The organism is Baaleninema simplex PCC 7105, from assembly GCF_000332355.1.
Classification (GTDB): Bacteria; Cyanobacteriota; Cyanobacteriia; order Cyanobacteriales; family Geitlerinemataceae; genus Baaleninema; species Baaleninema simplex.
Genome location: NZ_KB235958.1, coordinates 764,476 through 774,372, shown reverse-complemented (window position 1 = coordinate 774,372; position 9,897 = coordinate 764,476). Strand labels below are relative to the sequence as shown.

General features: G+C 52.4%; 10 protein-coding genes and 1 pseudogene. 6 read left to right on the top strand and 5 right to left on the bottom strand.

Annotated features, from left to right (window positions below; all coding sequences use genetic code 11):
* Positions 1-382 (bottom strand): annotated as a pseudogene (locus GEI7105_RS36760) (transposase); the annotation flags it as partial.
* Positions 383-462: 80 nt separating this feature from the next.
* On the opposite strand from GEI7105_RS36760, the gene GEI7105_RS29165 reads away from it, so the two are divergent.
* Positions 463-807, top strand: coding sequence for a hypothetical protein (locus GEI7105_RS29165; RefSeq protein ID WP_144053679.1), 345 nt, complete (start codon positions 463-465; stop codon positions 805-807).
* 11 nt (positions 808-818) lie between these two features.
* Here GEI7105_RS29165 and GEI7105_RS0105385 read toward each other — a convergent pair whose 3' ends face one another.
* Positions 819-1,985: a M23 family metallopeptidase gene (locus GEI7105_RS0105385; RefSeq protein ID WP_083862323.1), complete on the bottom strand. Its 1,167-nt coding sequence runs from the start codon at positions 1,983-1,985 to the stop codon at positions 819-821.
* 852 nt (positions 1,986-2,837) lie between these two features.
* Positions 2,838-4,073: a M23 family metallopeptidase gene (locus GEI7105_RS0105380; RefSeq protein WP_017659464.1), complete on the bottom strand. Its 1,236-nt coding sequence runs from the start codon at positions 4,071-4,073 to the stop codon at positions 2,838-2,840.
* A gap of 124 nt (positions 4,074-4,197) precedes the next feature.
* Here GEI7105_RS0105380 and GEI7105_RS0105375 point away from each other — a divergent pair, with 124 nt between their 5' ends.
* The 3 genes from GEI7105_RS0105375 (at position 4,198) to coaBC (ending at position 6,422) form a co-directional block, all read left to right on the top strand.
* On the top strand, positions 4,198-4,812 hold the full coding sequence (locus tag GEI7105_RS0105375) for an alpha/beta hydrolase (protein WP_017659463.1): 615 nt from the start codon (positions 4,198-4,200) through the stop codon (positions 4,810-4,812).
* A gap of 142 nt (positions 4,813-4,954) precedes the next feature.
* Entirely contained in the window at positions 4,955-5,167 is a 213-nt protein-coding gene (gene isiD, locus GEI7105_RS0105370; protein WP_026097449.1) for a protein IsiD, read from the top strand.
* A gap of 37 nt (positions 5,168-5,204) precedes the next feature.
* Entirely contained in the window at positions 5,205-6,422 is a 1,218-nt protein-coding gene (gene coaBC / locus GEI7105_RS0105365; RefSeq protein ID WP_017659461.1) for a bifunctional phosphopantothenoylcysteine decarboxylase/phosphopantothenate--cysteine ligase CoaBC, read from the top strand.
* A 143-nt stretch (positions 6,423-6,565) separates the two neighbouring features.
* On the opposite strand, the gene GEI7105_RS0105360 is transcribed toward coaBC, so the two are convergent.
* The gene (locus GEI7105_RS0105360) at positions 6,566-7,777 is read right to left on the bottom strand and encodes a glycosyltransferase family 4 protein (protein ID WP_017659460.1); all 1,212 of its coding nucleotides are present in this window, start codon (positions 7,775-7,777) and stop codon (positions 6,566-6,568) included.
* Positions 7,778-8,245: 468 nt separating this feature from the next.
* On the opposite strand from GEI7105_RS0105360, the gene GEI7105_RS0105355 reads away from it, so the two are divergent.
* Positions 8,246-8,917, top strand: a complete 672-nt coding sequence (locus GEI7105_RS0105355; protein WP_017659459.1) for a hypothetical protein — start codon at positions 8,246-8,248, stop codon at positions 8,915-8,917.
* Here the strand turns inward: GEI7105_RS0105355 and GEI7105_RS29160 are convergent.
* Positions 8,914-9,339, bottom strand: a complete 426-nt coding sequence (locus GEI7105_RS29160) for a hypothetical protein (protein WP_017659458.1) — start codon at positions 9,337-9,339, stop codon at positions 8,914-8,916. The two genes, GEI7105_RS0105355 and GEI7105_RS29160, sit on opposite strands and share 4 nt — an antisense overlap.
* Positions 9,340-9,651: 312 nt before the next feature.
* Here GEI7105_RS29160 and GEI7105_RS0105345 point away from each other — a divergent pair, with 312 nt between their 5' ends.
* Complete coding sequence (locus GEI7105_RS0105345) at positions 9,652-9,882, top strand: hypothetical protein (RefSeq protein ID WP_017659457.1); 231 nt, start codon at positions 9,652-9,654, stop codon at positions 9,880-9,882.
* The last annotated feature ends 15 nt before the right edge of the window (positions 9,883-9,897 follow it).

Genomic DNA, 9,897 nt, shown 5'->3' with positions numbered 1-9,897 from the left:
AGCTTGCCGATTTCTCCGATGTACTGTCTTCCCACACCTGCGGTGAAGTTGCCGCTTTTCGATGTCCTGTATCATCGAGCAGCAAGGCAAATCCCGACCACTCGGGTTTGATGGCAGGAGTCCACCACCTTTTAAACGACGTTCGTTAATACGCTTCTCCTCCCAAGGGGATTCCGTTATAAAATGATGTAAGCGGTTGTAAACCACTCCCACCGAGTCGTTTGCCATCTGAGTTATGTTTTTTTCGCTGGCTTTCCCCGAGTAATCCTCCCAAATAGTGTCTAAACCCCTTTTTTTGTGCTTGGGTTTTGAAGTCGGGGTCGAAACGCTTGCACCACTTCTCAAAGCAGGGTGGCATAGCGGCTGGGGTGGTCTCTCTCATGGGGACACTCTCCACCTTAAATCCTTTTCAGTCAAGGGTTTTGCTTTTATTTTACCTTTTTTACCGTTTAAGTCCCGCTAATGCCCTATATGGCACGGCGATCGCTCACGGTTCCCGATGTCAGCCAGCGGCGCGAAAAGGGACTGCTGGCGCGGGTTTTTGGCTGGACGGGGTTGGTAGTCGGCGCGATCGCCGTGGTTTGGTTTTTTAGGGGACGCCCGGAGTTCGGGGGATGGGCGGAACGGTTGCAGTTTTTTGTGGAAAAGGTGACGAGCGATCGCGTGACGGTGGCATTCAGTACGGATTTGGTGTTGTTCGGGATTTTCCAAGCCGTGTTAATCGGTGCTGTCGAACCCGTTGGGAGTGCAGTGCGTTGGTTGCGATTCGTGCCGTTTTGGGGCTTGGCGATTTGGTTGGTAATTTGAGGGTTTGCGATTTAATAGGTGTATTTTTTGGGAATTTCCAAAACGATATCGCCTTTGATGACGTATTCGATCGACCAACGGGGGGGATCGATGTGGCGATCGTAAAATTTGGCTTCCCAGTGGAGATGAGGGCCGGTAGTGCCTCCGCTCGAACCCACGGCGGCTACGATATCCCCGGCTTCGTAAGTTCCCGGTAAGCAATCGCTGAGGTGCATCGCCCGGAATTCGTACTCGGGAAAGCTATCGCTGTACATCGTTGCCGTCAGTCCGCCTCCAGCTTTGTAAGAACACGCGACGCGAACGGCGGCTTTGTTTTGACCGACTGCCCGCAAGGGTGCGCCGTACGGCATGGCGATATCGACGCCCCAATGGGGGACGCTGTAGCTGCCGTAAACGGGATGGACGGCACGACAGTCGGAGTAGTCCGCCGCCTGGCATGGTAAGAAAACATCGGTGACACGGTAGCCCGCGATGCGTTGGTTGTCGGTGACGGGTTTTTCGAGGTCGGGGGGCAGTTTTTTGGCGATTCCGTCGATCGCACCTTTGAAGGTTTGGGTCGATCGCGCGAGGGGAAGTTTCGACTCGGACAGCGGTTGTGTGGCGAGGGGCGTCTTCTCTCCTTTGAGCTGAACTTGTCGTTCGATCGGGGCGTCCCCACTGTCTTTAACCCGTGGGGGAAGGGGTTGCGATGCCAGTTTGGGGGTCGGTTTGAGGGAAACGATCGCATTGGAGGCGCGGCGATCGCTCGGGGTGGCGAAAAATGAAATATAGCCCCAACTAATGCCGAGTGCGGCTAGAAATAAGACGACTAATTCCCACCACAGATGCGGATCGTCTGCCAACAAGTTTTCGTGACGGTCTTTGAGGGCAGCGATGCGGGCTTCGGCGTCTTCGATCTGCGCCGCGCGTTCGGCTTCGAGCTGGCGGGCCCAACGATATAAGGGATGATAGGTCGAAAATTGCGTTGTCGGCAATGGGGAGGGTTGCGACGGTAGAGAAAGGCGAGGATCGGGCTTGGGCTTAGGGCGATACCTCGGTGGTGCGGGATAAATTTCCGATGCTTTTGGGAAACTCTTCGTGTTGAGATAGGGATTCGTCTGCTCGCGATCGGAGCGGCTTTGTCGCTGCGAGTCGAGCGGTTGTCGTGATGCGTCCCCGAGTGGCAGTTGAGTCGTCATTTTGCCTGAAATAGATGTTTTCGGTCTAGATTTGGCTCTCTCGAGTCGTTTTCGTGCATTTTAGTTTAACGCGCTGGGTTTCACTGAGGAAATTGGCAGAACGACCGATCGCTTCTCTGTGTTTTTTCGGGGGCGATCGGTTGGGGGTCGGGGTTGCGTTGTTTTTTTAAGAAATGACGGGCTATCTATCGTCCGGTTATACTCTCTAATTCCTGCATTTAACGTTGTTCTTGCAGTATAATCTGTCAAACTCACCTAATTTTGCTTTGTTCATAAAACACGATCGGCAACCCTAAATCGGTTGTGTAACAAAATTGGGACAAACAGGGAAGCAGGAACAGGAAACACGGAATCGAGTTTTTTCTGGTTTTTAATTTTTGACGACTCATTTAGGACATCTATATTTTTTTCGAGATGTTCGTATTTTTTTAAATCCTCGGTTATCGATAATTTGTGGATTTACGATCGTACGAAATCCGACTCTAAAATACTATTATTTAATCCAATAAGTCGGGTGTATTTCAAAGATGTAAATTTATCAGATCGGAGTCTCTGAACTGAGTTGAGCTGTTGTTGGGTTTTGCTGTCGCTCCACCCCTGGACGGCAGCGTTGCCGAAGTCCAACCTACTCCAGACTTATATTTTTACAAAAGTGAGATGCACCCTGAAGCGATATCGATCGATAGAGTTAATTCAAAAAAATATAATAGGAACTACAAAAAAAGCTCATATATTTTTAAATTTCTTTAAACCAATTTAAATGGATTTAAAAATATAAAAAAACAAAAAAAGTGAATCGGAGATCGTTGACTTATTGGTGTGATTGGGACTTCTATTAGCGTAGAACCCCCTTCAATCGAAGGATTTTTTCGGTAAATCTACAGATAGATCGCCTTTGATAACGTATTCGATCGACCAAAGTGGCGGATCGATGGGGGTTCCGTTGCGTTGGACTTCCCAATGGAAATGAGGATCGCCCGAGTTGAGAGAATCTCCTACGGTAGCGATCGCCTCGCCGGGATGGTGTGTCCCAGCCAAACAACTGTCTAAATTTGACGCTCGAAACGTATACTCGGGCAAACTTTCACTAACGATCGTCGCGGAAAATCCATCGTTCGAGAGAGACTCGCAGCGTACCGTCACTTTTTCGCCGTTTTTGCCGACGGCGTACAGGTGCGATCCCTCGGGCAACCAAATATCGACGCCAAACTCGGAACGGACGGCGTTGTCGTTGAGGTTGAGGGTGGGTAACGGGGAAGAACTGTCGCTTTGAAATTCATCGAGTCCGCGATCGCCCGTTTCTTCCGTATCGCCACCGCGATCGCCCCAGACTGCTGCACTGGGAAATCCGATCGCTGGGATTCTCTCGGAAGACAACCCATCTGAGGCGGGAGCGTCCGGTTCCTCTGTCCAATCCCACCGCCAGCGTCCCAAGGCGCGATCGATCTCCGTTTGAGAGGGAGTTTCTGAGGCGGGAGCGTCCGGTTTCTCTGTCCAATCCCACCGCCAGCGTCCCAAGGCGCGATCGATCTCTGTTTGAGTGTCGCGTGAATCGGCTGGAGAGCGGATCGAAGCGTCGGCTGGGGTGTCGTCTGGAGATGAGGCGTCTTCGTCTACAGGACGCGTTACCCGAAACGCGTTGGAGGTAGAAGGTTCTGCTGAATTCTTCGGTGTCGTCGGCGTACCTCCCCAGTCTCCGAAACCGGCGATCGGCAAAAATTGTAAGAGCGAAATTCCAAACATCGCCAACAACACGAACACCAAAAGTCCCCACTCCAACCAGAGTTTGCGGCGTTCGGCAGCCAGGCGTTTTTCCCCTTCGTCCTTGAGATCGGCGACGTACTGTTGCGTGTGTTGCCGTTGGAGATCGGCTTCCCGTTCGTTGTTTTTCGTCCACTCGAGGAGGGCGGGATATGACATCGGACGGGGTAACGATGACAGAGAAGCGGGGCGATCGCTGGCTTGGGAAGTGGGGCGATCGCTCTTACGATCGGCGAAAAACGGATTTTCGGTGCGATTGGCGGCGGTGCGATCGAAGGGATCGATCGCGTCCTGGGTGGGAGGATCGGGACGAGGAGAGTACGTCATGAAGTCCGCAGCAAATATCGAAACGGCGATCGAGCAGAACGAGAACGAAATCCCAGCCATCTCGGGGTAGGATCGACCGGAGAATTGAGAGTTTTAACCCCCGTTATTGAGAGGCAAGAACGCCGTGTCACTCGATGTTATTGAAATCGCACCAAACAGCGACAAAACGCCGACGGCGGCGATCGTCCTCCTTCACGGGTGGGGCGCTAACGCCAGAGATTTGGCGTCGTTACATCCGCTTTTGAACTTACCAGATTATCTCTGTCTCTGTCCCGACGCGCCGCTCCCCCACCCCTACGTTCCCGGTGGAAAAATGTGGTACGACTTGGAAACTCAAGAGTACGAAGGCTTAGTGGAGAGTCGCGATCGCCTCGTCGGGTGGTTCGATCGTTTGGAAGCGAAAACGGGAATTCCGCTCTCGAACACGGTACTGGCGGGATTTTCTCAAGGAGGAGCCATGACCCTGGACGTGGGGGCGAGGTATCCGTTAGCGGGGTTGGTGTCCATGAGCGGCTATCTCCACGATGCGGTGGACGGAAACGCTCGATTTCCGCCGGTTTTAGTGATGCACGGCCGCCAAGATCCCATCGTTCCCCTGTCGGCGGCTCGCGACACCCGCGATCGCTTGTCCGAACGCGGCGTCACGGTACAGTACGAAGAGTTCGAGATGGCACATCAAATCTGTCCTCAAGAAGTGCTGCGATTGCGTCAGTTCGTCCTCGACCATACGTCCAGTTAATGTTGCCGATCGGTAACACAAAATAACAAAACGTAAACCTCCTCCCCAGAACCGTCGGCGATCGCATTAAGATAAAACACAGAGAACAGACGACATCAAAATCGAGCAACTTTGTCTGTTTGCCCCTAGGGAGGTGAGAGCCATGACGACCTTAAGCGTATCTCGTCAAAAAATTTCGGCGTTGACGGAGGCCGACGTTAAAACGCTGGCAGATCGTCTCGATGCAGATGCTTATGCCAATCCCTTTGAAGGTTTGGACGATTGGCATCTATTGCGGGCGATCGCCTACCAGCGACCGGAACTCGTCGAACCTTACAGCTATCTATTAGAATTTGAAGACTGCGACGAAAGTTAAGAGTTCGCGCGGAGCAGTCTCGAGTTTATACGCTTGAATGTCATTACTGACTGGAAAACGAGTTCTCATCGGCTTGACCGGTGGCATTGCTGCCTACAAGGTCTGTGAAGTTATCTCCAGGTTGGCAAAAGACGGGGCGGAGGTTCGTGCCGTCTTGACCTCGGGAGCGGAGGCGTTCGTCACTCCGCTAACGGTCGCGACCCTCTGTCGCCATCCGGCTTACACGGACGAGAGTTTTTGGAACTCCGTACGCGGCCGTCCCCTGCATATCGAGTTGGGGGAATGGGCTGAGCTGATCGTTATCGCCCCCATGACGGCCAATACGTTGGGAAAACTAGCCAACGGGTTGGCGGACAATCTGCTGACCAACACGATTTTGGCATCCACCTGTCCCGTGTTGGTGGCTCCGGCGATGAATACGGATATGTGGCAACAGATGTCCGTTCGTCGCAATTGGATGCAACTGTTGGAAGACCCGAGATTTCATGGCGTTTCGCCGGGTTCGGGACGCTTGGCCTGCGATCGCGTGGGCGTCGGACGTATGGCAGAGAGCGATCGCATTGTCACCCACATCGCCTCGCTACTCCACAGCAACGGCGTTAAAGACTTAGAAGGACGCCACGTTCTCGTCAGTGCGGGGGGAACTCGCGAGTACTTCGACCCCGTTCGCTTCATCGGCAACCCCTCTACGGGAAAAATGGGGGTTGCAGTGGCTCGGGCGGCCGCCCATCGCGGCGCGAAAGTAACGCTAGTGTACGGTTCGGTGACGCCAGAGGTGGTATCGGATTTGACGGGGATTCGCGGGGTCTCTGTGGCAAACTCCGAAGAGATGGAAGAGCGACTGTTGGAATTTCTACCCGAGGCGGACTGGGTGGTGATGACGGCGGCGGTAGCGGACGTGAAACCCGCTCAGAAATACGGTCAGAAATTACCGAAAACGAAGCTCCCCGAGGCGTTACCGCTGGTTCCCGTGAGGGATATCGTCGGACAGTTATGTCAACGCAAACAACCCCACCAACGCATTATCGGGTTTGCGGCTCAAACGGGGGATATCGTAACGCCCGCGTTGGAAAAGTTGCGTCAGAAGAAACTCGATGCGATCGTCGCCAACCCCATCGACGTTCCGAATTCAGGATTCGCCAGCAATTTCAACCAAGCGGTATTTATCGACGCCGACGGAAATCAAAGTTCGATCGACTCTTGCACCAAATTAGAGTTAGCCCATTATTTGCTCGATTGGGTCGGACGGCTTTAACAGTCACCAGTCGCCAGTCACCAGTCACCAGTGAAGAGAGGGAACGGGGAACGGGGAACAGTTTCTCCCCCCTCTCCCTCTCTCCCCCTCTCCCTCTCTCCCTCTCTCCCCCTCTCCCTCTCTCCCCCTCTCCCCCTCTCCCTTCACGGCGTCGAAATCGCCCGTTCGTACAACTGCCCCGCCCGTTCCCAGGTAAACTGGGTTTCGACGTACGATCGCCCGTTGTCAGATAGGGTTTCTCGTAACTGAGGGTCTTCAAACAGGCGATCGATGTCTCGGACGTACTCTTCAACGCGGTTCGCCCGCAACGCCCGCAGCGGAACTTCTTCCCCATCGACGCGCAACCCTTCTAACCCCGCGTCGCTTCCAATCACGGGGGTTCCCGCCGCCATTGCTTCGAGTGTTTTGTTTTTGATTCCGTAGCCGATTCGCATCGATACTACGCAAACTGTCGCTTGATGGAGGTAGTCCGCCATCGATGGAACTCGCCCCGTGACGCTGACACCGGGAATCTCGGTCAGTTTTTGGACGTCGGGAACGGGTTTCGACCCCACTAGGGTTAAGGTGGTGTTGGGGTGGCGTTCTTTAACTCGGGGAAGCACTTCTTTGGCTAAAAACGTCACGGCGTCAATGTTGGCGATGTTGTCCATCGCTCCGACAAAAACCAGATTGTGACCGCCGGGATCGGTGGGACGCATGGGAAACAGTTCGAGATCGACGCCGTTGGGAATGACGGCGATGCGACTGTCGGGGTTGAAAAACTTCATTTGCGCTCCGTCTTCGGGGGTGGTGACGACGATGTTAGAAAATTTCTGACAGTAGCGGTTTTCGTAGCGGAACAGCAGCGGGAGGTTGAGGCGATCGCGCAGGGGACGTTCGGCGGTTCCGGTTTCGAGTTGCTGGCGACAGGTTCCAAAGACGGAACTGTGAACGTTAACGAGGGTTTTGAGGTGGTTTCGCCATTGGGGACGGACGAAAATCTCGTTGACGCTGTGTTCGCAGGTGATGGCGTCGTATTTTCCTGATTTTACGGCGCGATCGAGCCAATCTTGCATGGGGTGCGATCGATAAGACAAGACACTCGGCGGCGTTCCCCCTACGAGAAATCCGGCGAACCGTTTGACTTTTTCAAAGGTGGTGGTGTCTTCGTTCGGCGGGCGATCGAACACAACCAGTTCGCGAACGTAACCTCGCAACGCTTCGATTTCTTCGTCCGTCACGCCCGCTTGACGTTGCGTCACTAAGGTTACAGGATGGTACTGATTCAAATACTTGAGTAAATTAAACGTTCTAACTTGCGTTCCGCCCCGACTTGGCGGATAGGGAAAGGTTGCTGAAACACTTAAAACGTTCATAACGCTTAATTTAGGGTTTTCTAAACTCTATCAAATCCTTTCAAGATTATCGATAGTTTTTAAAAAACTCAACAAATCAATATTTTTTAAAAATTTTGATAAAAAATATTCACCACAGAGGCACAGAGAACACAGAGATTCGGGGATCTGTTTGACGACAAACTTTCGTTTAAATATAAATTTAAATTTATTGGATAATATATAGCAACTCTAAATTAGTTGTGTAAAAAATTGAGACAAAAAGGGAATCGGAACGGGGAACGGGAAACGGGGAATCAGATTTTTTCGGGTGTTTTAATTTTTGACGACTCATTTAGGACTGCTATATGACTAGATTAGCTTAAAATAGTCTCTATAAAATTCTCCGTGTCCTCGGTGTCTCTGTGGTGCAAAAAACGGCGATCGCTTGAAAAAGTATCGTTCCACCTTCTACCCTAAACAAACCTATCTCCAACACGAACGCCGACTATGACCCGAAAACTACTCTTCGGCGGACTGTGGCTGATTAGCCTCGTCTACGCCTTTGGTTTCGCCCCACCCGATCGCAGCGAAACCCTCGATCTGATTATCGACCTTTCCTCGGGCAACTGGAGCGACATCAACCCCCTTATCGTCGCTTTGTTTAACCTGATGGGCATTTTACCCTTAGCTTACAGTTGTCTTCTCTTCGCCGACGGACGCGGTCAAAAAATTGGGGCTTGGCCGTTTGTCACTGCCTCTTTCGGCGTGGGGGCGTTTGCGATTCTCCCCTATCTGGCGTTGCGGGAACCCAACCCCACCTTTACAGGGGAGAAAAACGCATTTTTGAAATTCTGGGATTCGCGCATTTTGGGGGGAATTTTAACCCTGGGGGCGATCGCCTGTCTGGTTTACGGTCTCAGCCAAGGGAATTGGAACGATTTCGTCGCCCAATGGTACGACAGCCGCTTTATCCATGTGATGAGTCTCGATTTTTGTATGCTGTGTCTGCTGGTTCCCACCCTTCTCGAAGACGATATGGAACGGCGGGGACTCCGCAATCGAGGCGTATTTTGGGCGGCGTCGCTGATTCCGCTGTTGGGCTTGTTGGTGTATCTGTCGCTGCGTCCGCCACTTCCGGAGGCTGAGGTGGGTTCGGTGGAAGCTGTGTCGTCTTCCTAGCGATCGAAATAGAGGGTGAAGTCTCCCGAGTTACCCCAGTCTCCTACCCAAATGTAATATTCGCCGGGAACCCAGCGCCCGGACAATTCGGGCATCCGTTCGGAAACGTCGTCGGAACACAGTCGTTCTGACGGCGTTTCGACTAACAGCGTCACGTCGGCTTCTGACTCGACAAACAGTCGTAAATTTGAGAATTCTTCGTTTAAGGTGACGGTGAAGTTGGGTAAACCGCTGATATAACCGCAATCTTGGCTATATTGTTCGCCTCCCGAGGTTCCGGTGACGGGGTAAGGATCGGGATCGAATTCTGAAGACAGTTGAATTTGTGCGATCGCCGAATTGTTGAAGGTTCCACTGAGTAGAAAAGTGGCGATCGCCAGTTTTAGCAAGAGAGAGGTGTAGAGGGGGAGAAGGAGAAACATTTACAGTGAACAGTGAAGACAGTTAACAGGTAACAGTAGGGTGCGCGTTTTACAGTGAACAGTGAACAGCGAGCAGTGAAGATAGTTAACAGGTAACAGTAGGGTGCGTGACTTGAAAAATAGGGTATAAATCCTTAGACCGATAAATCGTCACGCACCGCCAATGTATACCGCCCACAGACAAAGCTATGTGACACAGCCGAAAAATCTGGACGGGTGCATCCCAGTTATGCAATAAGCAAAAATGCTTACCCTTAAAGAGCAGCATAAGAGCTAAGCTTTGGGCAGTTCATAACGAAACCGGTCAGACCCATGGATGCATCTAAGCAAGCCCGCCTCAAAGAACTCACTCAGGAGTTAGCCGAATTGCTCTACGAAGAGACGGCTCCAGAAGCCGTCAAGAGCTTGGAAGGGATAGAGAAAGCAGTGCGTGGGCATTGGCTAGAGCATGTCGGGCCAGAAATCGGTCTTTTTTTATCCGCACAAGTAGCGGCACAACGCGGGGACGACAGCGGGCAGTCGCCAGCATCGTCGGACGGCTAAGCATCAGCGAGCAGC